Below are 21826 nucleotides of genomic sequence, written 5' to 3'. Positions count from 1 at the left end.
CATGTGGTGGCGGGTTTATGCGTTGTTGGCGAAGGAGTTTTTGAATTTGCTGCGCGACAAGAAAAGCCGCTTCGTGCTGATCGTGCCGCCGCTGGTGCAATTGTTCGTGCTCAGTTACGCCGCCACCTTCGATTTGAACCAGATGCCGATTGCGATTTACAACGAAGACACTGGGCAAGCCTCCCGGGATTTGATCGCCCGCTTTACCGGCGCCCCGGCGTTTCGCGAAGAGCTGCGGATTACCCGGCAGGAACAGATCGCCGCGGCGCTGGACAGCAGGCAGGTACTGCTGGTGTTGCATGTCGGCCGTAATTTCAGTCGCGATCTGCTCGGCGGGCGGCAGCCGGCCAGTTTGCAGGTGTTGCTGGACGGGCGCGATTCGAATACCGCTCAAATCGCCCAGGGTTACCTGCGTTCGGTGCTGAGCCGGTTCAATAGCGATTGGGCGGCCAGCCGCGGTCAGGCCGGGCCGCCGGCGGAACTGGTGCTGCGGGCCTGGTTCAACCCGAATCTGGAAAGCCGCTGGTTTATCGTGCCGGGCATCGTCGGCCTGTTGACCTTGGTCGTGACGATGACGGTGTCGGCTTTGTCGGTGGCGCGCGAGCGGGAGCAGGGCACCTTCGACCAGTTGCTGGTGACGCCGTTTACCCCGACCGAAATTCTGCTGGGCAAGGCGATACCGGGCCTGATCATCGGCGTGCTGGAAGCCTCGCTCAGCATTTTTTTCGCCGTGTTCTGGTTCCGGGTGCCGCTGTTGGGCAGTCTGCCGGCGCTATATCTGGGGATCGTGCTGTACGTGTTTTCGGTGATCGGTGTTGGTCTGATGATTTCGTCGCTGTCGCTGACCCAGCAACAAGGCCTGCTCGGCGGCTTTCTGGTGATCGTGCCCGGTGTGATTTTGTCCGGCTACGCCACGCCGATCGAAAACATGCCGGAACTGGTGCAGCATTTCACGCTGATCAACCCGCTGCGCTATTTTCTGGTCATCATCCGCGGCGTGTTCCTGCAAGGCTTGCAAACGGCCGATCTGCTCGACCAATACTGGCCGCTGGCTATCATCGGCCTGTTCTGCCTGAGCTGCGCCGGCTGGTTGTTTCGCCGCCGCCTGTATTAAGGGCGGCCGTCAGCGCAGTACCCGGATCGAGCCGAGCGTGCCGGTTTCGACGGTGACGCTGAGCCGGGTAATCTTGCTGACCCGGATCGCATTCTTGGGTTGCGACGGATCGAAATTGAACTCGTCGCCCTCACGGACCATGAAGGTGCCGACGCCGCCGACTTCCAGCAAGGCGATAAAGGCCTTGCCGGACGGATTTAGCAGGCCGCGCAACTTCAACTTCGGCACTTTCATCGCTTCCTGGTTCGGCAGAAAGCCGTAACCGCCGGCGGCATTGCCCTGGGCGCCTGCGGTCTCGTACATCAGCGCGCTGGGGGTGAACGGATCGCGCAACGCGGTAGCGGCTGGCGGATTGTCCGGCAGCGGCACGGCCGGCGCTTCCAACGCCTGCACAGTTGCGGCGAGCAACGAGAATACTGAGCCGGCCAGCGGCCCGACCGAATTGGACAACTTCATTTAACGCCCCGATACCAAAGAGAATAAGGCCTGAAAGAAGGCATAATAGACAAAGCCGACCATCGAGCCGATCACCAGAATCATTGCCGGTTCGATCAAAGCCGACAAACGCTTGATCGCGATTTCCAGCAGTTTTTCGTAATAAATCCCCAGTTCCTGCAACACCTCGTCCAACGCGCCGGTGCCTTCGCCGACCGCGACCATCTGCACCACCAGCGGCGGCATGCGCGGATGCTCGATGCTGCGGGCAATGTCGCGGCCTTCCAGAATCAGGTTCGAAGCGTAGTGCAACTGGTCGGCGTAAACCCGGTTGCCGAGCAGGTTGGCGGTAATCTTCAACGAATCGAACACCGTGACGCCGCTGCGCAGCAGAATCGACAGCGCCCAGTTCATCTGCGCCATCGAGCCGGTCACCAGCAGCGAACCGATTACCGGCAGCCGCAACAGAAAACGGTCGATCCACAAGCGGCCGTTGCGGGTCTGGTAAACCAGCAATACCAACACCACCAGGGCGGCCGCACCGCCGGCCAGGTAAAACCCGTTCAGGCGGACGTAGTCCGAAATGTCGACCAGCAACTGGGTCGACGGCGGCAGCGCCTTACCCTTGCCCAACAGAAACTTGCTGAACTTGGGGATGATTTTCACCACCATGAAAATGCCGACGCCGATTGCCGCCAGCACGACGATGGCCGGGTAAATCATCGCGTTGACGGTTTGCGCCCGCAGGGCGGCTTTTTTGTCCAGATGCGCCGCCAGCCGTTCCATGATCTGGTCCAGGTCGCCGGTGGTTTCGCCGGCCACCACCAGGTTGACGGCCATTTCCGGAAACACCGCCTTGTGTTTGGCCATGGTCGACGACAGCGACTGGCCGGCCTGAATGTCTTTCAACATCAAGCGCAAGGTTAAATTCAGCCGCGGATTGCTCAACTGGGCCTGGGCCAGTTCCAGCGCCTGTGCCACCGGCAGGCCGGCATGCAGCATGAAACTCATTTGGCGGAAGAAAAAAATCAGCGCGGTGGTGGTGACCGAACGCTGCGAGGCCAGCCAGTCGCTGAAATTGGCCTGGCCCAGAAAGCCGCCGCTGCCGCGCGCCGGCCGCAATTCCAATACCCGCAGGCCGCGCCGGCGCAATTGGCCGGCGGCGCTGCCGGCATCGTCGGCTTGTATCCTGCCGCCGGTTTCGTTGCCGCGCTCGTCGAGCGCCGTGTAAACGAATTCCGCCATCTCAGCTTACTCCGTTAGGGGCGCGGGTTTTGCGCACCGCCACGTCGCGCACTTCGTCCAGCGTGGTCATGCCCAGCAGCACCTTGCGGCAGCCGTCCTCCCACATGAAACTCAGACGTTCGCCGGCGCCGGCCTCCAGGGTTTCCTCGTCGGCGCCGCGCGCCACCAGCCGGGCCAGAGGTTCGTCCAGCCAGAGGGTTTCGAATAAGCCCAGCCGGCCGCGGAAGCCGCTGCCCTGGCAGTGCACGCAGCCGCCAGGCTCGTACAGGTCGACGGCATCGCCGTCGCGGCCCAACTCGGCCTGTTCCGCCGGCGTGGCCTGGCGCGGCCGCCGGCAATGCGGGCACAGCCGCCGTACCAGACGCTGGGCGATCACCGCCGCGACGGTGGAGCCGATCAGAAACGGCTCGCAACCGATGTCGATCAAGCGGGTGACCGCGCTGACCGCGTTGTTGGTATGCAGCGTGGAAAACACCAGGTGGCCGGTCATCGCCGCCTTGACCGCGACGTCGGCGGTCTCGTGGTCGCGGATCTCGCCGACCATCAGCACGTCCGGGTCGTGGCGCAGAAACGAACGCAAGGCGTCGGCAAAGCCGATCTTCGGCCCGGTCTGAACTTGCGACACTCCGTGCATCACGTACTCGATCGGGTTTTCCACGGTCATGATGTTGATGTCGGGCCGGTTGATTTCCTGCAGCGCGGCGAACAAGGTCGTGGATTTGCCGCTGCCGGTCGGCCCGGTCAGCAGCACCATGCCGTAGGGGCGGTGGATGATTTTGCGGAAATGCAGCAAGTCTTCGTCCATCATGCCTAGGTCGGCCAGGGTCAGGCCGAACGTTTCCTGGCCCAGCAAACGCAGCGTGATGCGTTCGCCCAACCGGGTCGGCGCGGTCGCTACCCGGATGTTGAAACCCTTATCGATCGGCCGCGGCAAATGGTAGGAAAAGCCGCCGTCCTGCGGCATGCGTTGCTCGGCAATATCCAGGCCGGCCAGTACCTTGACCCGCGACACCAGCGCCGCCGCGGTCCCCGGACCGGCCGCCAGCGGAAAATCGCGCAATTTGCCGTCCACCCGCAGCCTTACCCGTAGCCCTTCGGCATCCGGCAGCAAATGGATGTCTGAGGCGCGGTGAAAATAGGCCTCGCGGATGATGCCGTCCAGCACCGCCACCAGGTCGGAGTCGGCTGCCGCCGTTGCCGCCGCGTCGCTATCGGGGGCGTTCTTGGCGGCGAGCGCCCGCGCTATTTTGAGCCGGAGCAAATCCAGGTCGGCCATGGCCAGCGGCAAGGTTTGCCCCAGCAAACGCTGCACCGAATCGATGCCGGCCCGGTCGCCCGGATCGCCGCAGGCCAGCAGCACCCGTTCGCCGTTGCCGACCGGCAGCAGCAGTTTGCGTTGCACCAGGCTGGGCGGAATTTTTTTCAGCAGCGCGGTCTCCACCTGCATCGCGTCCAGATCGATGTACGGGATTCGGTATTGTTCGGCCACGGCCCGGTACAACGCCGCCAACGGAAATCGGTAATGCGCTTGCACCATTGCCAGCAGGCTCAGGCGTTGGCGCCGGGCTTCCAGCCGCAGCCGTTCCACCAGCGCCGCCTCGACCAAACCGCAGCGAAGGCCGGCTTCCAGCAAATGTTCGTCGTTGATCGCCATGGTTTACAGCGCCAAAATAACTTCGGCCAGCAGCGGCTGCGGGTAGCCGGGCAGCGATAGCACCGGCATGCGTTTTATACTCAAGCGCAGCACCGCTACCTTAAACGGCAGCCGGTCCAGTGCCAGAATGAAGTCGTTCAACGACTTGTACGAGCCTTCCAATTCCAGGCGGCGCAACGGCCGCTCCAGCAATGAATCTGGCGACATCCGTGCGATCCACCCGGCGCTGAGCGGCGGAATCGTCGCTTCCTTCGGTGCGGCCGGGGCGGTCGGCGCGGCTGGCGCTTTGTGCTTGCGGCTTTTTTTGCCGACCGCCGGCGCTGTTGCGGCCAGGGCAACTTCGGCCGCAGGCGTTGCCGCTTGGTAAACTTCGTTGGCGCGCACCCGAATTTGCGCTTCAGTCGCGACGTTGGAAATTTTGACGACCAGAAACTGGGTATCGTTAGGCGCCAAGCGTTGTTCTATGTTTTCCGACTGCTGTTTCAGCGTGCTGAACGCTTGCTCTTGAGCGGCCAATTGGCTTTTCAGACGCTCGATATCCTCGTCCGGCTCGTCCGGAATGGTGGCGGTTTTGCTGCGTTTGTCCGTGGCTTCCGCCGCTTGCTGCAACTGGCCGATTTCGCGGTCGGCCGGCACCCAGCGCAGCCAGGCGTAGGCGCCGATTACGATGAAGCCGATGGCCAATGCCGACAATAGCTGTTCGCGGTTACTCAAAGGTGGGAGTTTCATAGCTTTTCGGATTGGATAAACGAATGATTTTGCCGTCCGGTTCGGCCAATTTGACCAGCCGTAATTTGATAGTAAAACCGTTAGCGTTCAACGGCCCTTTACCGAAGGCCACTTTGGATTCGGTTACCTGCAAATCCCAATTAGCGGCGGCGTCCCCGACGCGCTTGACAAAGGTCTGGGCGGCGCTGTCGCTGAGCGCCCAAGCTTCTAGCTCGAAATGTTCGGCTTCGATGCGTTTAGCGTCCAGCGGGCCGGCAGGCGGGGCAGAGTTGGCGGCCGCGGCCGGTTTCGCGGCCGACTTGTCCGGCTCGTCCAGCCGTTCGATTACCACCTCATCGTCGACCACGGTTTGCAGCATGCCCAGCACGCCCTTAACCAAATACATGCGCTCCGGAATATCCTGGTCGTAAAAATGGGCCAGACTTTCCAGGCGGGATTGTTCGCCGCGCAGGCTTTTGATTTTGTCCTTGATTTGGCCGATCTCCGCCGTCTTGGCGTTGATGCGTTTAACGGCCTCGTCGATACTGCGCCAACTGGCGTCCACCTGTTGTTTGTAGCTGTCGACGCTGCTTTTGCGCACCCACAACGACAGTTCGGCGACACCCAACAGCGCGAACAACGCCAGCGCCAGTGCAGCCGCCCGCACCTCCAGCCGGTCGGCGACCGGCGGCAGCGGGCCGCCGACCCGCACGCCGGCGCAACGCGTAGCTTCGCCAAGCCCCAGGGCATGGTAGGCCGCGCCGCACATGCCGGGAGAAACCCCGTCGCCGGCTGCGGCGTGGGGCAGACGCTGTATGTCCACTTCCAGCATATGTTCCAGTTCGGCCGCCAGTTCCGGCGCCGGCGGCCAGCAGGCCAGCCAGACCGGCTCGCGCGGCGGCGCATGCAGGGCGTGGTAGCTTTCCAGGCAAATGTCCAGCGCGGCTTTGTTCGGATGCAGATAATGGCGCAGGGCGGTATAGCTGCCGCCGGCCAGCCGGGCGCCCAAGCCCAGGCCGGGCTGAGTTTCCAGCAGCACGGCGTTGCTCTCGGCAGCGGGCAGCAGAGCGGCGCTGCATCCGGTCAGCGGATACATGGCCCGCAGTTTCACGCCGTGGCGGGCGAAGGCGTCGGTCCAGCGTTGCAACAGGCTGCGGTGCACGCAACTGACCAGCCAGTTGTGGGTGCCGGGAATGTCCTCGACGGCGCCCTGAGCGGCCCAGCCGCACTCTATGGCTTCGTCGCCGGATTTCAGCCATTCCTGGCCGGTCAGGCAGGCGTTGAGCTGGCTGCGCTTGATGTAGCCCATTTCCACCGCCAGATCGCCGAAACGGCGCAGCGAAAACTGCTCCGCCATCGCCAGATTGCCGTTTGCCGAGGGCTTGCCTTGCTGCAAGTCCATCACCGCCCGGGCTTGTTCCTCGGTCATGTAACCCTGGCCGACCAGCAAATGGCCGACCGACCAGCGCGTCACGTGTTGCAGCAACAGCGGCTCGGCCTCCCAGCGCACCAACTCCAGCATTTGCGCCAGCGGCCGCGGCTTTTTCGGATTGACCGGCAGTTCCACCAGCGTGGAAAACACCGCCGGCGACAGCAGGATGGCCGCACCGCCGCCTTGCCAGCCCTGGTTTTTCAACGCCGCCAGCACGTCGCCCAGGCCCTCGGCCATGTCCACCTGCTCGGTCTGGGCCCGGTACAACACGTTCAGATCGTGGTCGGCCCGGCGCAACACGGCCGCGCGCAACGAAAAACCGTCGGTCTCGCAGACCAAAAGCTGCGACGGCGCGGCGAAAGGGATAAAGCGGTTAAATTTCATTGGTTTCGCGGTTGAGAGATGGCGGCATGATGTTTTTTATTAACCCGGTCCTTAAATTCCCTGCTGCCGTCATTCCCGCGGAAGCGGGAATCCACCGTGAAAACTGGGCCCCGCCTACGCGGGGGCGACGATATTTAAGGGCCCGGTGAATAGCGCCCCATGCCCTGTTCAGCGTGCGAATGCCGTTTGTGGCGGTGACGGCGGAGCATGGGAGCCGCCCTTCGGCAGGCTCAGGGCGAACGCTATGAAAGGGCCGGCTTGTTAACGGCTTCATTATTTGATCGTCCAGGTTAGCGGTGACGGCGGCAGTATCGGCGTGCCGCGCGGTGCAGCCCGGAACAGATAAGGCTGGTTAGTCGGCGTGTAGGCAACGGGCGCGGCATCGGTGCCGTAACGCGTGCAATCGCCGTCGTAACGTTTGCCGTCCACGGCATTGGGATTGGCTGGATCGTTGCATGCCAGGATCAACGAATATTGACCGATCACGTCCGGCGGATTCGTTAGTGACGTGCTCAACGTAACGGCCGAACCAACCGGAACCGATACCGTACCGTTTGCGCCAATATTCACAGAAGACCCTGTCTGGCTGCTTCCGGTCGGAACCGTCACTGTGTCGTTGGGCGACACCGGAAACTCGCCGGCTGGACAGCGCACTACGCCCACGGATGCGAAACTCAGGCTATTGCCGCCGCTCAAGGTAGTACCGGCAGGAACAGTTAGGGTATTGCCCGATGCCACGGCTATTGATCCGGCCGAAGTAGTAGAAGGCATCACAATGGTGGCCGACGGGAATGTCGCGCTTTCGTCGGTACCAATGGCATTGGGCTGAGATACGTCCGCAAAACTCAGAACCAGGCGCAAATCGTTCGGATCGATGGTTATCGTGGTGGTCCCGCTGTTTTCGAGACTGATTTTTATAACGTTCCAATTTTGAAAACGGGCGCGGTAATCACGCTCATTGACCAAAGCCGGAGCGGTTGCCACGCTGGGAGCCTGGGGAAAATCGTCTACTGGCGTCCCACCGTCGAAACGACCGTTCATTCCGGGACTCTGCATTTTGATTTCCAAGTTATCGTTGCTAAATCCCCAACCGAAGTTCACGCTGCCGTCATCGTTTTCGTAACCATCGCGCAAGCGGCGTTGACCGTCGCTGTCGGTAAGTAGTTGGACATAGGGGCCGCGCCAACCAAACGTCAGGCCGGAATTGGCGTCGTCGTGGGCTTCCGGAATGACCACGGTATCTGTACACGGCGATTGAAAGGTCCTGGGAATGGTGGCTGACATGATTTCATCGCCCAGGTCCAGCAATTCCGCTACGCACAGTGGCAAGCGCCCCATATCCGCCACAAAGCCGCCGATCTCCGGCGCGCCGTTGATTGTGCGGGTCGGGTCGCCGACGATGGCTTTACGGATCAATTCCATGCGGCGCTTGGTTTCGTCGTATTTGGCTTGGTCCTCCACGCCCTCGGTCAGCATCAGACCGGCCGACGCGACCAGCGCCATCAGGAACAGCACCAGGACCATTTCCAGCAGGGTGAAGCCTCGCTGAATGCCGATGCCGTAGGCGCGAGCTCGTTCCCTCGCTCCCGCGGACCCGGTAGGGCGTAAATCGGAACGCATACCGACTTTTACCTCCATCTCGTATCGCTCTGGGTAGCAACTCATCGCAGCAGGCACAACACAATGTCGTCGGCACCGGTGGCCGGTTCGCAGGCGTTGGCGGCGGCGGGCAGGATTCGGTCGGGGCCGGCGCTGACGATGCGGGCATAATCGGGCGTCAACATTTGCAACTCGAATGGCGTGGCGTAGGCGTCGTCGACCACCCAGACGCCGTTAATGGCGCCGAAGTTTCGCAAGCCGGATTTGCGTTGCAAATACGGGCCGCGCCAGCCGCGATGAGTATCCGGGTTCCAGCCGGTGCCGAACGGATCGGCAAACAGCATCCAGAAATTGGCCGGATGCTGGCACCAGGCGATCTTGTCGGCATCGTTGCTGCCGGCTTCGGCCGGAAAGTTGAAGTCGGGATTGGCGTTGGCCGGGTTGCCGTTGGCGGCGTCGGTGCAATCGTAAACGCCTGCGCCCGGCAAATCGTTGCTGCCGCTGTCGCGGCGCAATTGGAGCAGGGCCTTGCGCAGCTCGGTCATGTCAAAGCGGGTGGCGTCCAGCCGGGCTTGGTCCTGCGTGCCGTCGTAAGCCGATATCGCGACGCTGGCCAGCACCGCCATTAGTGCCACTACGGTCAGCAATTCCAGTAGGGTAAAACCGGACTGGTTTGCTGGCGATCCCAGGTTCCTGCGCGGGTAGGCATGCACCCCCCCGAGACTGGTATGGGTTGCCACGGCGGAGCGCGGGAACCGGGAAAAGATGCCCGCTTTCAACGCAGCACCTGCTTGACCTTGGCTTTGAGTCCGGCCGGCAAGTTGGCTTGCAGTTGCCGGTTGGCTATCGGCAGCACCTGCGCCATCAGGACGTCGATGCGCGGGCCGGCGTAGGCCTGGATGCGTAACAGTTCCTCGGCAAAGGTTGCGGCACCGTTCGGGTAGGCGGCCAGGGCTTTGTCGATGGTGCGGCGGGCGTTGGCCTTGTCGTCGTTTAATGCCTGCAGCAAAGCCAGCCGGTACACCAGGCTCTGAGTCGGCGTGAAGCGCACGGCAGCCTCTGACAGCACAGCCAACTGTTCGCGCATCGCCGGATTTTCCGGGTGGCCGGTCAGCGTGAAGACTACCGGCACGTAAGGCAGCAGCAGCGGCGCAGTGTCCGGGATTTGTTGGCAGATATCGACCAGATGCTGTTCGCTTTCCAGGTCTTGCCGCGCCAACGCATTCATCAAGGCCAATTCCATGCGGGTGTATTGCCATTCGTGGACGACGGCCAGCGCCAGTGCCAGCGAGACCAGAACGCCGGCCGCGGCCGCTCCGGGTTTGGCTAACGGTAGCCGCCAGCAATGCCGGTCGCCGATTGCCAGCAACCAGGCGGTAATCCCCAGAAAATGCGCGTGCCACAACGGATATTCCACCAAGCTGTGTATGGTCAGCACCGCCGCCAGCATCAAGATCCAGGCGCGCATGCCGTCGTTTGCAGCGGCGGGGCGAACGTCCGCGGCATCCGACTCGGCGCCGGTGCCGGTTGCCGCCAGCAAGCCGCGCAGCCAGAGTGCGGCCGAACCGGCCAGCAACAGCGCCGGCAGCAGGCCCAGCTCGACCAGCAGATGCATGACGATGTTATGCGCGTGTTCGATGCGGGTGGCTTGTTCGGCTGCGAAGCGGCCGGCTTGGTAGTAGGCCCAATCGAATTCGCCGAAGCCGTGTCCCAGTAGCGGCCGCTGTAAAAACAAATCCCAGGCCACGGACCAGACGTGCCAGCGCGCCGAGGTGCCGCCGGACTCCGTCACGACCCGGTGCACGGCTGTGGTTTCGGGGCCGGGCAGCAAGTCCAGCGACCAAACGGCTTGGAACAGAAAATAGCCGGCCAGACCGCAGGCCAAAGGTTTCAGCCAATCGGCCCGGTAGCGCCAGGCTATTGCGGCCAACACCGGCCAATATAGCCAGACGCTTCGCGACGGGCACAGGCTCAGCCCGAGCGCAAGCCACAATCCTGCCGCCGCGAAGCCGCCGGCACGCAGCGGAACCGCGTGACGTAAATACAACAAAGACACCCCGCCCAAGGCCAGCAAATCGCCGTAATGGTTGGGTTGGCCGGTGCCGCCCCACAGGCCGGTTTCGACCCACAGCCGCGCTGCCATCTCCCGCCCCGCGGCCCAAAGTGCGGCGGCCAGCAAGCCGCCGGCCAGCCAGTTCGCCAGGCGCTGGCGGCCTATGGTTTGCTGCAGAAGGCCCGCCAAAGCCATCAGCAAGGCGGCCCATAGCAAGTAGGCGACGGCGAGACCGGCGTGTTGAGCCACGACGTGCGGCAATAACAAGGTTTGCAGCAGGATGAAGCCGGCCAGAGCCAGCGGCAGTCCGATGCTCGCCGGCAGAATCAGGGTCGGCGTCCGGCCCAGCAAGGGCAGTACGCACAGGCAGGCCAGCAGCCCGGCGGCGATTGCCAGCCATTCTTGGTGGAACGAGGTTATCGGGAATAACTGCCAGGGCGCGAACAGCGGCAATACCGGCAATGCCGCCAGTAGTATCAATGCGGGCTGAAACGTGGGGAATCTGAGGTTGGACATGGCTGGCAGTAAAACGAATTTACGATGTTGGTAATACGGTTAAGGTTTTGGCCGCCGGTCTCCCGGTTCGGAGTGCGGCGGCAGCCCGGCAAGGCCTGCCAGCTTCGGGCGCGGCAAGCAAAGGCCGGAGCCGATGGGTTCCCACGCTCGAGCTTGCCGGGGCAACTATGGGCTGGCTAAGTCTTCTATCGGGTGCCCATTGCCATTGCCATTGCTAAGGCTGGGCTCTACTCGAAAGCCCAGGCTTAGCGCGGCGATGGCTTCCCGCGCCTGAGCGCGGGAAGCTGCAAATGTCTGAGGCCGTTACCGGCTCAAGCGATTAGTTTCTTACCGCGGTCGCCAGGTTTTGGTCGGCAATCGTGCCGTCCGGCGCGATGATGGTCAGCAACTTGGCTTTGGACAAATATTCGCCGTCGGTGATGTTGCCGCTATCGTCGCTGTCGGAGCCGACCAGGAACAAGCCGATGTAGCGCGAATAATTTTGGTTCGGATCGACGTTGTTGGCAGGGTTAGCGGTATCGGTTTTGCTGAAGCTGGGGGCTTTGCCGATCGAGACCGAGCTGTTGGTGGTGCTGGCGGCGGCATCGCTACCGAAGCCCAACGCCACTACCAAGTGGCATTCGTCGCCTTCCAGCGAGTCGCTGAATTTGTTTTGAATCCAGTTGGTACCGGCTGCGTTTCCGCCACCTGCCGGAGCCGCCGGCACCGTGACACCGTTCGCCGCGCACGCGGTCAAACCCGGAATAACGGCAATGTTGGCGATCGGGCCGTCGTCGCCGATGCTGCCGTCTTCGAAGTGCTCGGATTCGGTTGCATTCGCTGGGTTGAAGCTTTCGTTATGCGCCAGATTCGGGATCACGCCGGTGGTATTGGTTGCTCTGGTTGAAGCCGTCCAGTTTTGCAGTTCATTGATACCGGCTCTACCCAAAGACGATGTCACGTTGGACGCGGCCGCGCCCAAACTCCAGCTTGTGACGACGTCGAGCAATTGAGTCGGTACCGCGTCGATCATAGACGCGTCTTGCGCCACCAGGTTGTCCCATTGGTTGGGATAGGCGTTGCTCACCGCTTTGTATTGGCGAATCGCGTTGTCGATTTTGACGTTGGAATCGGCTGCCGCGGCCGCTTGGGCCTTATCGCCGACGCCGTCGTATGCGATCAACGCGCCTACCGCCAGCGCGGCGATCAGCGTAATCACGACCAGCAATTCGAGTAAGGTAAAACCGCCTTGGTCGGCGCGCAGTTTATTCATTTGTTTCATTTTCATGTTGTTAGCTCAAGTTTCAACGCCTCAACCGCCTCGCGCGGCCTGTCGGCTATTGGGTTTTTAAATGTCTCGATGTGACCCCTCACACTCTTTTTTACACGCTCTCCCGCGGCTGGCGGGGTAGCTTAATCTTGCCGGGTAGCCTATCGCGCTCTGTTTCCTCCGGAGGACCGTACCAGAAGGGCATAACTGGGAACCGGGGTTCGGCCTGCGGCGCCGAATCCTTCCTTATTCCTCTTCGCCTTGCCCCGGTGCATCGACGATGAAACGGTATTGCTTGCCGCAATGCAGGATCACTTCCTTTTGCCGGCGGCGCAGTATCTTGACTTCGACCCGGATGTCGCCAAAACCGTCGTGCAGCAAAACGTCGTCGAGTAGCTGCAGCAGTTTGTGTTTGACCGGTTGCGCGTGGATGTCGGTACGTTTGCTCATGATGTTTGGGTTGCAAGTGTGCCTGTAGCTTTAAGGTTTAACGGGGCTGGGCCAGCTTGTAGCCGCTTTGCCGGGCTTGTTTCAGCCAGTAGTCGGCTCGTTCCTGGCGGGCCAGGTCGTTGCTGGCGGCATGGATGCGGTACAGCATGTATTGGGCATGGGGTTGGCCCTGGCGCGCCGCTTTCTCGAACCAGACTTCGGCGTGGCGCATATCCTGCTCGCCGCCCAGTCCCAGGTAATACAGTTCGCCGAGCAAAGTCTGGCTATTGGCGTCGCCCCATTGCGCGGCGCGGTGGCACCAGTCGAAGGCCTGGGTGAAGTTGATCTTGCGCAGTTTGTCGCCGTAACGGTAGGCGTAGCAGTTTTCGACGGCGACGGTGTAGTCGGAATCGATGCCCATGTGGATCGGCTGGCAGGCGCTGCAGAGCAGGGCGGCCAGGGCCAAGGCGGTATGGGCTCCTACAAGGGAGTGCGGCAACCGGCAGGTGGATAGCGTTCGCCCTGCGCTAGCCGATGGGCGCTCAACCAGCGCAAGCCTGGCAAGCGGAGATAAAGCCCGAAATCGGTGGCCTGGAAAGCTCATCGCTCGCTGTTCCTCAGCCGGTCCGGGGCGCAGGCTTCGCCGCAGGCGGAATCTTCCGGGTATTCGGGTTGGGGCACCGGTTTGGATTGCATTGCGGTGTCCGGGGCGTATTGGTGGTATTTGACGGTCGGGTCGTATTGCTGGTGGCGCTCGTCCTTTTCGTTGAGGATGTAAGGCGTGATCAGCAGCACCATTTCCGATTTGCTGTCCGCGTCCTCCGTTTGCCGAAACACGTTGCCCAGCAGCGGGATGTCGGCCAGGTAAGGCACTTTGCGCCGGTTGCGGGAAAAGCTGTCGCGGATCAAGCCGCCGACAGCAACGGTATGGCCGTGCTTGGCGAAAATTTCGCCCTGCATGCGGGCGGTGGTGACGGTGTCTATCGGCAAATCCAGGACTTTGTCGTTGTTGTTGCTGGTGATCGGTATCGTCGCGGCGCCTTCGTTGAGCGTGGAGTTCTCCTGGCTCATCTGGATGTGGATGCTGCCGTCGTCGTTGATGTGCGGGATGATTTCCAGCGTGGTGCCGATGTCCAGCAATTCGGTTTCCGGGCTGGAGAAGGTGGTGGCGGTGTTGGTGTTTTGCACGCTGCTGACCGCGTAGCCGCGCACCATGACCCGTTCCTCGCCGACGAACAGCGTGGCCGGGCGATGGTTGGAAGCCACCAGCATCGGGTTGGAGACGATGTTGACCCGGTTGTTTTTTTCCAGAAACTCGATGTTGGCCTTGACCTTGTCGCTAACGAATTCGTAAACAAAGCTGCCGCCGCCGGTCAGCGCCGCCGCGCCGCCCAGAATCAATGGATTGGTGCTGTTGCCCTGCACTGCGGTGTTTTTGATTTCGAAGTTGAACAGCGACGAGAAGTCTTCGCCGACCTTGACGTCGATGATCTTCATTTCCAGCATGACCTGGGTCTGCGGAATGTCCATCTGTTGTACCAGTTCGCCGATGGATTTGAGGATGTTCTGGTCGCTGGTCTTGACGATCAGTTGGTTGTGTTCCTGGTTGACGGTAACGAACACGACTTTGTTGGCGCCGGCGACTTCGGCCAGTTTTTCGCTGTCGATTTGTTTGCCGTCTTGGGAGTTTGCCGACAACTGTTCTATTTGGTCGACGCTCATGTTGTTGGGCAGTTGGTCTTGATAGGTCAGGTTGCCCATGCCGCCCATCTGGCTGTTGCGGCCGTCGCGGTAGCCGTAGGCGCGATTGAAGCCGTAAGCATTGCTGCCGCGCACGCCGCCGGAACCCAGGAAACCGCCGCCGTAGCCGCCACCGGCACCGCCGTAACCGAATCCGCCCATGCCGCCGTAGCCGCCCATGCCGCCCATGCCGCCGCCGAAACTGTTCATGCCGCTCATGCCGCCGAAGCGGCCGCGGTTGGCGCCGCCCATGCCCATATTGCCGCGCATGCCCATGCCCATGCCGCTGCCCATAACCGGGTTGAAGCTGACCCGCACCCGCGGTGCATAGAGGTTTTGAATGGCCATGGCAATGGCGATGACATTGGGCGTGCGCAGTTGGAAGACTTTGATGTTGTCGTCCTGGCCCAGCATCAAGTCCATACTGTACTGGTCCTTGGTCATCAGCCGGTAGGTGCCCGGACCGCCTTCGTCCTGGCGGTACCATAGGTCGCTGATGCGGCAGATGGCGCGAATCGCGTCTTCCAGTGCGATTTTTTTCAGAAAGATGGTGACTTCTTTTTTGCCGGCTTCCGGAGTGGCGACGATGTTGACTTTGGCGTCCTCGGACAGCACGCGGATGATGTCGGCGACCTGCGAGTTTTTGAACTCCAGCTCTTCAATGATGAAACCGTTGCTGGCAGCCAGCGCCGGCGTGCTAATCATCAGTACCATAATCGCCAATAGGGGTATGCACTTCGTGAACTTGTCCAACAAGCCAAGCATCCTTTGTTATTTTTGTTAGCCGCCGGGAAGCGGGTTACGCAGGTTTGCGTTGCCTGGCTGTTTTCGCTGGGCGGAGCGGCCTGATCCGCACGGGTACGCCCAAAAAAATCCGCGGAGCAACTGAGGGTCGCAACGCAGATTTTGAAAACAACGAAGGGAACACAATTAATTCAAAAACAAACTCCTGAAACGTCCTTGTCGTTACTGCTCCTGGGCAATCCGTTAACCGGGTCACATTCTAAGCGGAGAGGAATTTTGGCTATTAGGGAATAAAGCCTAAATTTGGCCGGGAAAATTTCCCGTTATCGGGCGATACTAAACATTGTAATGTCCCGGTTTTAGTGCGAGTAGAGCGATAAGTCCCGAATTCCTACGGAATTTTTCGGAAATTTTGTCAGTATTCGGCTAGTCCGCTCCGAGTCAAGGCTTACAGTTCTGAGGCCGGCAGATTCGGGATTTCCGGCCGGTAAGGTTTCGCGGCGGTAGCATCTGCGGTTTCCGTCCCGGTTTTTTTTTCATCGCAATCCGCAAGGTCCGGTTGTGGCTATCCGATTATTGGTCGTCGATTTAGAATCCGTAACAAACCGTTTCGATAGCGCTACGTTGGCGGCACAGGGCGTGCTGGCCGACGTGGCCGAATCCGCCGCTCCGGTCGCCTGTCGGCAACAGCCGGACGTGGTCTGGTTTGCCGACAGGGCCGAATGCGGCGCCATGCCGCGCATCGCCGAGATTCGGGCAATCGCGCCGGATTGCCCGGCGCTGGTGGTAGCCGGTGCCTGCGGTAGTCGGGCCTTGGCTTACTTGCAAGCCGGCGTGGTCGGCGTTGCCGATTTCGGCAGCGACCACCGGCGCCTGGCCGACATCGCCCATCGAGTCCAAAACGGTAGCTATTACCTGGACCCGGATATCGCCCAAGTGCTGGCGATCCGCCACGTCAAACGCTTGTTGGAGCCGTTCAGCGCATTGAGTTCGCGCGAATTCGACGTGTTTTGCATGTTGGCCGAGGGTTTTGCTTTACAAGACATCGCCGAGCAATTGGGCATCAGCCGCAAGACCGTTTCCAATTGCCAGACCTCGCTGAAGCTGAAACTCGGGCTGGAAGACCGGTCGGCGATGAAAAAATTTGCCGAAAGCCATGGCCTGATCTCGGCCGGAAGGGTATGATTCCCGTTGTTCGGGAATTTTTCCTTTTTTTTATGCGAGGTGAGTTATGAAAAAGATATCGGTAAAAACTGCGGTACTGGCCGGTTTGGGTTTGCTGTCGCTGGGCGCGATTGCGGCCGACCACGGCTTGGAAAGCTGTATTCAGGCCGTTAAAAAAGAAAAATCCGGCGATCTGATCAAGCTCGAGAAGTTGAACGTGGCTGGCAAGGGAGCCTACGAACTCGAATTGCGCGACAACAATCGCCAGGAATGGGAATTCATGTGCGACGCCGATAGCGGCAAGTTAACCGAGCGCGAATCGGAAGTCGCCGATCCTGCCAGCCAGGCCTTCAAAAAGAATGCCAAAATCACGGAAGAGGACGCCGCCGCGATTGCCTTGAAAGCCAATCCGGGCACGATAGAGGAAGTCGAGTACGAGGTGGAAGAGAACGGTGCCGCCTCCTATGAATTCGACATCGTCAACGACAAAGGCGTCGAAACCAAGATCGAAGTCGATGCGGCCAGCGGCAAGATCATCGAGACTGCCACCGAAGAATGGGAAATCGGCGAAGAAGCCGACGAACGCCGGTGAGGGCCGGCGCTGCAGTCAAACTCCCCATTTAGCCGACACGGGGCAGGGGAAATTTTTCAAACAAATCTCCTCTCAACCCCGCTGCTACAGCCGGCAGGTGCCGGCGGATGCGAACCGCATCTTGCCCGGCCCCGGCTTCAAAACTCGAAACGGACCCCGGCGTTGATCGCGTGGCGGGACGTATTCTCCAGGCCCAAGGTCGTATCGTACTGTAAGAAGGCCGAGCCGCCGTAAGGCAATTGCGCCGAAACCGCCGCCCTGACATTCAGATAATCCTGGTCGACCACGTAGGATGCGGTCGTGAATTTGACGTTGGGCTGGTCGGCAAAGCCGGTTTTCATACTGGGCAACTTGTCTATCCATTGCCGCTCGTATTCGACGTTGACTTGCGACACCAGCACGCCGAACGGCAGGCTGAAACTGCGCATGACCACCGCGCCGACCGCGCTGGTCAGCGAGTCGTATTTCTGGTCGTCGATCACCAGATTCATGCCCAGATTGGCGCCGTGTTCCTTACGTCCGGCGATGGACATATGCGCGTATTCGCCGCGGGCGCGCAAACCGAAGGTCCATTCGCCCATCGGCAAATCGTAGCCGCTGGAGAGGCTGAACTGTTGTTGCCAGCCGTCGGTTTTACTCTTCGCAGTTTCGTTGACCGCATTGCCGTTGGCGTCGGTATAGGCCGTGGTGCGGTTGGTGTGGTATTGGTTGTAACTCAGATTGGCGACGGCATCGATATACCAGTTGTCTGTCAGGTTCAACGAACTGAACAGCGATGCGGTGTAGCCGCCGATGGACTGGTCGCCGCCGTTGTTGGCGATTTCGGCGTAGGTGTTGCCGTATCCGAGCGAAGTGCCCAATAGAAAGCGTTGGCTGAAACGGTAGTCGGCCCCGGCCGTGACGCCGTAAAGCGCCGAGCGGTAGCCGCGCTGCACCAGCGTCGAAGTACGGTCCACCCATTCGAACTGGCCGTTCAGAAAAAATCCCAGATTCTTGAACGACGACAACAGATCGGGCGGGCTGTCCGGGTCGCTTTGCAAATTGATCGACAGCGCTCCGGAGCTGGGTGCGGCGGCGGGTGCCTGGCCGGAACGTTCGCCGCTGGTTGCCGGTGCGGCGCCACCGCCGCCGGGAGATGCGCCGGAGGTAGGCGGAGCCGACGGCGCCGGGCTGCCGACGTTGGCGGAGAAGTTGGTTTGCGGCGCGGCGCTGCCGACCGCGGAAAATTGGCGTTGGTTGTCCATGCGCTGGCTGAGATTGGCAACCTGCAGTTTGCCGACCCGGTTGGTCAGGGTCTGCTCGGCCGCCAGTTGTTTTGGGCTGATCTGGCGCAAGGCATTGACGAATTGGTTGACCTTGTCGGTTTCGGATGTGCCCGCGGACAGAAACGGCTTCAGGCCGTTCAGCAGGTTTTGCAGGCTGGCCGGCGTGTTCGGGTTGCAATCGGCTTGTTGCAGGGCGCCGGCCAGCGACTGCACGTCGGCCGGAACCAGATTCGGCAACCGCGGAACGATGGTCAGCAAAAATTGCTTTTCCTGTTGGGACAACACGTACAGGTCGTCGGAGCCGGTCGGGCAGTCGACGTCGCTGTTGAAGGCGCCGCTGATGTTACCGGTAGTGGTGGTCAGAATGGCGGTTTGGGCGAAAAACTGCTGCGGGGTGAAGTTGGGTTGACTCGCCAGACGCCGCAAGTCCAACGACGCGCCTTGCAGCGCAATGCTGCGGGCGGTGATCGAATCGGAAACCAATTGGCCGTTTTGGTCGCCGCCGAATTCGATAATCAATTTGCTGCTACTGCCGAATACCAGGTCGGCATTGCTGGCGTCGATTTGGGCGATGCCGGCACCGCTCGGCGCAGGGCCGGGGGCAAAGCTATTGTTGAACTGCACGCCGCCGGCGTAGGCGCCGCTGCCGACGACCGGTCCGTTCAAAATTAGGTTGTCGCCATTGGCACCGACCGTGCCCTGGTTGACGAAGTCGCCGCCGATGCTGCCGTTACCGCGAAAAACTCCGGCCTGGATCTCGGTCAGGGCCTGGCTCCAGTTGCCGTCGACCCGGGTGGTGCCGGCGGTCTGCCGGTAAGTGCCGCTACCTTGCAGCGCGGCATTGGCGGCGACTACCACGTTGCCGCTGTTAATCAACGTGGATTGGTTGTCCAACTGGAAATTGCCGTTCAGCAGCAGATTGGTCGAGGTGCCGCCGTTGCCGTCGATGATAAATTTGCCGGGGCCGAGCATGGAGCCGCCCGACAACGTGGCGGAAGACACTCTGAGTTCCCCCGGTCCGGACAAAATGCCGTCGGTTTGAATGTACTCGTCGACTTCGGTGACGGCCGCGGCGAAACTGACCTGGCCGCCGTTAATCACTAGAGTCTGCCCCAATACCGCCGTAGTCGATGAGGCGAAATTGACGTTGCCGCCGTTGACTGTGGTGGTGCCGCTGACGTTGTAACTTGCATTGATATCGGTAGTGTCGGTGAGGCCGCCGTCGAAGGTAGCGTTGGTGGCGGTTAGCGCCGCGTTCAGGGTGTTGCTACCGCCGCTAACAGCGAACGAGGTAACGGATAAGGCTTTGTCGATGGTGTTGGTGCCGCCGCTCAAGGTCACGTTGGAAGAGGTGACGCTGGCGCCGCTGGTGATCTGGTTGGTACCGCCACTCAAGATCAGGTTGGCGGTGGCGATGGTCGCACCGGTCGCGAACTGGTTGGTGCCGTCGGCAAATTCCAACGTGCCGGCGCCGGTATAGCTGCCGGTAAGGGTGTGGTTGCCGCTGCCGTTGAAAATTAAGATACCGGCATTGACTTGGGTCGTACCGGTATAAGTGTTGTCGCCGTTCAGGGTAACCGTATCGGCGGTGGTTTTGTTGATACCGACGTTACCCGCCAGCAAGGCATCGATCGAACCGGATTGCAAATTGTAGGTGGTGTTGGAGGTTAAAACCCCGCTGCCGCTGATTGTGCCGGATTGCAGCGTCACGCCAAGCACTGTGTCGCTGAAAGTGCCCATTGCCAGTGTGCCGCCGTCGACGACGAGGCTGGAGTTGTTGTCGAATACGTTGTTGGCGCCCAAGGCCAAGGTACCGGCACTGACCGTGGTGATACCGGTATAGGTATTGGCGCCTTTTAAAGTAACGGTGTCGGCTGTGGTTTTTTCGGCGCCTTGGGTGCCGGCCAAAATGGCGTTGACTTCGCCGGATTGCAATACGAATTTGCTATTCGACGTCAGCACCCCATCGCTGCCGCTGATCGTGCCGGATTGCAGCGTGACGCCGGCGACGGTGTCGCTGAACGCGCCCATTGCCAGCGTGCCGCCGTCGACGACGAGGCTGGAGTTGTTGTCGAATACGTTGTTGGCGCCCAAGGCCAACGTACCGGCACTGACCGTGGTGGCGCCGGTATAGGTATTGGCGCCCTTTAAGGTAACGGTGTCGGCTGTGGTTTTTTCGGCGCCTTGACTGCCGGCCAAAATGGCGTTGACTTCGCCGGATTGCAATACGAATTTGCTATCCGAAGTCAGCACGCCGCCGTTGCCGCTAATCGTGCCGGATTGCAGCGTGACGCCGGCGACGGTGTCGCTGAAAACGCCCATTGCCAGCGTGCCGCCGTCGACGACGAGGCTGGAGTTGTTGTCGAATACGTTGCTGGCGCCCAAGGCCAGGGTGCCGGCGCTGATCGTGGTGGTGCCGGTGTAAGTATTGGTACCGCTGAGTGTGACGGTGCCGGTTGTGGTTTTATCGGCACCGTCGTCGCCGGCCAGAATGGCGCTGACGCTACCGGATTGCAATATGAACTTGCTATCCGAAGTCAGCACGCCGCCGTTGCCGCTGATCGTGCCGGATTGCAGCGTGACGCCGGCGACGGTATCGCTGAACGTACCCATTGCCAGCGTGCCGCCGTCGACGACGATGCTGGAGTTATTGTCGAATACGTTGTTGGCGCCCAAGGCCAGGGTGCCGGCGCTGATCGTGGTCGCGCCGGTGTAAGTATTGGTACCGCTGAGTGTGACGGTGCCGGCTGTGGTTTTATCGGCACCGTCGTCGCCGGCCAGAATGGCGCTGACGTTACCGGATTGCAGTATGAACTTGCTATCCGAAGTCAGCACGCCGCCGCTGCCGCTGATCGTGCCGGATTGCAGCGTGACGCCGGCGACGGTATCGCTGAACGCACCCATTGCCAGCGTGCCGCCGTCGACGACGATGCTGGAGTTGTTGTCGAATACGTTGTTGGCGCCCAAGGCCAGGGTGCCGGCGCTGATTGTGGTAACTCCGGTATAGGTATTGGCGCCGCTCAACGTGACGCTGCCGGCCGTGGTTTTATTGGCACCATCGTCGCCGGCCAGAATCGCGCTGACCGTGCCGGATTGCAAGTCGAATGCGCTATTCGAGGTCAGCGGTCCCGTGCCTTGCAGCACGGCGTTGGCGGAAGACAGCGTGAATTTTTGGACGCCGGCGGCAACGTCCAGATTCAGGTTGTCGTCGGTATTCAGTACCGCGTCGTCGGTGTTGCCCGGCACGGCGCCGCAGCTCCAGTTGCCGTCGCTGGACCAGACCGAGTCGCCGCCTTCCCAGTTACAGACATCAGCAGTGGCCGGATCGGGCACGGCGAGAAACGCTAGGCCTAACCGAAAAGAAAATCGTAAAACGCTGATCGCGGCGGGAGAACGAAACCTGTTCATAAGCGTTGGCCCAGCTCCATATTTAAGGTCTAAGACGCGTTATCCGTTGGCTGCGGCGCAGCCCGCTGCACTGGTAGAGAAAATGTCGATTTATG

The 21826-nt window shown here is 60.9% G+C and carries 16 protein-coding genes; 3 read left to right on the top strand and 13 right to left on the bottom strand.

All coding sequences use genetic code 11. The features are described from left to right. Window position 1 precedes the first annotated feature (1 nt). Window positions 2–1114 (top strand): ABC transporter permease, encoded by a 1113-nt coding sequence (locus MKFW12EY_RS16910; RefSeq protein ID WP_054763665.1) that lies wholly within the window; start codon window positions 2–4, stop codon window positions 1112–1114. Window positions 1115–1123: 9 nt separating this feature from the next. Here MKFW12EY_RS16910 and MKFW12EY_RS16905 read toward each other — a convergent pair whose 3' ends face one another. From MKFW12EY_RS16905 to MKFW12EY_RS16850, 12 genes are all read right to left on the bottom strand, one after another. Beyond that, the gene (locus MKFW12EY_RS16905; RefSeq protein WP_198402730.1) at window positions 1124–1570 is read right to left on the bottom strand and encodes a hypothetical protein; all 447 of its coding nucleotides are present in this window, start codon (window positions 1568–1570) and stop codon (window positions 1124–1126) included. Beyond that, window positions 1571–2794, bottom strand: coding sequence for a type II secretion system F family protein (locus MKFW12EY_RS16900; protein ID WP_221053425.1), 1224 nt, complete (start codon window positions 2792–2794; stop codon window positions 1571–1573). It lies immediately after the preceding gene. 1 nt (window position 2795) lies between these two features. Continuing rightward, window positions 2796–4448 carry a GspE/PulE family protein gene (locus tag MKFW12EY_RS16895; protein ID WP_221053424.1) on the bottom strand — a complete coding sequence of 551 codons (1653 nt, stop codon included), beginning with the start codon at window positions 4446–4448 and terminating at the stop codon, window positions 2796–2798. A 3-nt stretch (window positions 4449–4451) separates the two neighbouring features. Further along, window positions 4452–5177: a hypothetical protein gene (locus MKFW12EY_RS16890; RefSeq protein ID WP_157199690.1), complete on the bottom strand. Its 726-nt coding sequence runs from the start codon at window positions 5175–5177 to the stop codon at window positions 4452–4454. Further along, window positions 5155–6972, bottom strand: coding sequence for a hypothetical protein (locus MKFW12EY_RS16885; protein ID WP_221053423.1), 1818 nt, complete (start codon window positions 6970–6972; stop codon window positions 5155–5157). Before MKFW12EY_RS16885 ends, MKFW12EY_RS16890 begins: the two co-directional genes overlap by 23 nt. 273 nt (window positions 6973–7245) lie before the next feature. After that, window positions 7246–8592, bottom strand: a complete 1347-nt coding sequence (locus MKFW12EY_RS16880; RefSeq protein WP_221053422.1) for a type II secretion system protein — start codon at window positions 8590–8592, stop codon at window positions 7246–7248. Window positions 8593–8633: 41 nt separating this feature from the next. Beyond that, window positions 8634–9311, bottom strand: a complete 678-nt coding sequence (locus MKFW12EY_RS16875) for a type II secretion system protein (protein WP_221053421.1) — start codon at window positions 9309–9311, stop codon at window positions 8634–8636. Between the two features lie 35 nt (window positions 9312–9346). Further along, window positions 9347–11140, bottom strand: coding sequence for a PglL family O-oligosaccharyltransferase (locus MKFW12EY_RS16870; RefSeq protein ID WP_221053420.1), 1794 nt, complete (start codon window positions 11138–11140; stop codon window positions 9347–9349). 319 nt (window positions 11141–11459) lie between these two features. Further along, window positions 11460–12407, bottom strand: coding sequence for a type II secretion system protein (locus MKFW12EY_RS16865; protein ID WP_221053419.1), 948 nt, complete (start codon window positions 12405–12407; stop codon window positions 11460–11462). 228 nt (window positions 12408–12635) lie between these two features. Further along, window positions 12636–12839 carry a hypothetical protein gene (locus tag MKFW12EY_RS16860; RefSeq protein ID WP_054763696.1) on the bottom strand — a complete coding sequence of 68 codons (204 nt, stop codon included), beginning with the start codon at window positions 12837–12839 and terminating at the stop codon, window positions 12636–12638. A 37-nt stretch (window positions 12840–12876) separates the two neighbouring features. Next, the gene (locus MKFW12EY_RS16855) at window positions 12877–13284 is read right to left on the bottom strand and encodes an SEL1-like repeat protein (protein ID WP_054763697.1); all 408 of its coding nucleotides are present in this window, start codon (window positions 13282–13284) and stop codon (window positions 12877–12879) included. Between the two features lie 134 nt (window positions 13285–13418). After that, window positions 13419–15272 (bottom strand): type II secretion system protein GspD, encoded by a 1854-nt coding sequence (locus MKFW12EY_RS16850; protein WP_221053418.1) that lies wholly within the window; start codon window positions 15270–15272, stop codon window positions 13419–13421. Between the two features lie 591 nt (window positions 15273–15863). On the opposite strand from MKFW12EY_RS16850, the gene MKFW12EY_RS16845 reads away from it, so the two are divergent. Continuing rightward, a complete protein-coding gene (locus MKFW12EY_RS16845; RefSeq protein WP_157199676.1) occupies window positions 15864–16487 on the top strand; it encodes a LuxR C-terminal-related transcriptional regulator in 624 nt (207 codons plus the stop codon). Between the two features lie 46 nt (window positions 16488–16533). After that, on the top strand, window positions 16534–17058 hold the full coding sequence (locus MKFW12EY_RS16840) for a PepSY domain-containing protein (protein WP_054763738.1): 525 nt from the start codon (window positions 16534–16536) through the stop codon (window positions 17056–17058). A gap of 137 nt (window positions 17059–17195) precedes the next feature. On the opposite strand, the gene MKFW12EY_RS16835 is transcribed toward MKFW12EY_RS16840, so the two are convergent. Next, window positions 17196–21656 carry an autotransporter domain-containing protein gene (locus MKFW12EY_RS16835; protein ID WP_221053417.1) on the bottom strand — a complete coding sequence of 1487 codons (4461 nt, stop codon included), beginning with the start codon at window positions 21654–21656 and terminating at the stop codon, window positions 17196–17198. Between the last annotated feature and the right edge of the window lie 170 nt (window positions 21657–21826).

Source organism: Methylomonas koyamae (assembly GCF_019669905.1).
In the GTDB taxonomy this organism is placed as follows: Bacteria; Pseudomonadota; Gammaproteobacteria; order Methylococcales; family Methylomonadaceae; genus Methylomonas; species Methylomonas koyamae.
This window is presented reverse-complemented; position numbering and strand designations above follow the sequence as displayed.